We start from the raw sequence: 611 nt of genomic DNA, 5'->3' as shown, positions 1-611 counted from the left end.
CAGATGGTGCGTTGCTTTGGATCCATGCCCGTGGGCACTTCTCCTCTGTTGTCTTCTCTTGTTATCTCTTTTCTTCCAATATGTCAAAGAACTCTCATCCCTTCCCCTTGCGGGAAGGCCTGTGGAGAATAACGGATTCGAACCGTTGACCCCCTGCGTGCAAGGCAGGTGCTCTAGCCAGCTGAGCTAATTCCCCTTCCGTATCCTGGTAGTCCCGAGCAGATTTGAACTGCTGACCCCTACATTATCAGTGTAGTGCTCTAACCAACTGAGCTACGGGACTGGCTATCTTCATCTCTTCTCGCGACACCGTCCTGGACATCGTCCGGGCGGGCACTTTCTTCTTTATGAGTCTGTTATCCATCATCTATGATCTGTTATGCAGCGAGGCCGGGTACAGGCCCCAGAAAGGAGGTATTCCAGCCGCACCTTCCGGTACGGCTACCTTGTTACGACTTAGCCCCAATTACCGGTTTTACCCTGACACGCTCCTTGCGGTTACATGCTTTAGGTACCCCCAGCTTTCATGGCTTGACGGGCGGTGTGTACAAGGCCCGGGAACGTATTCACCGCGTCATTGCTGATACGCGATTACTAGCGAATCCAACTTC

2 tRNA genes and 1 rRNA gene are annotated in these 611 nt (G+C 52.7%); all 3 read right to left on the bottom strand.

Annotation, left to right across the window (positions count from 1 at the left end):
- Positions 1 to 122 precede the first annotated feature (122 nt).
- Positions 123 to 196: transfer RNA gene (locus tag CRJ00_RS02655), tRNA-Ala, on the bottom strand.
- Positions 197 to 206: 10 nt separating this feature from the next.
- Positions 207 to 283 (bottom strand) — tRNA-Ile (locus CRJ00_RS02650).
- A gap of 124 nt (positions 284 to 407) precedes the next feature.
- Positions 408 to 611, bottom strand: a 16S ribosomal RNA gene (locus CRJ00_RS02645); the annotation flags it as partial.

Source organism: Sphingobacterium sp. 1.A.4 (genome assembly GCF_002734245.1).
In the GTDB taxonomy this organism is placed as follows: Bacteria; Bacteroidota; Bacteroidia; order Sphingobacteriales; family Sphingobacteriaceae; genus Sphingobacterium; species Sphingobacterium tenebrionis.
The sequence above is the reverse complement of the archived record's forward strand: the minus strand, read 5'-3'. Positions and strand labels throughout refer to the sequence as shown.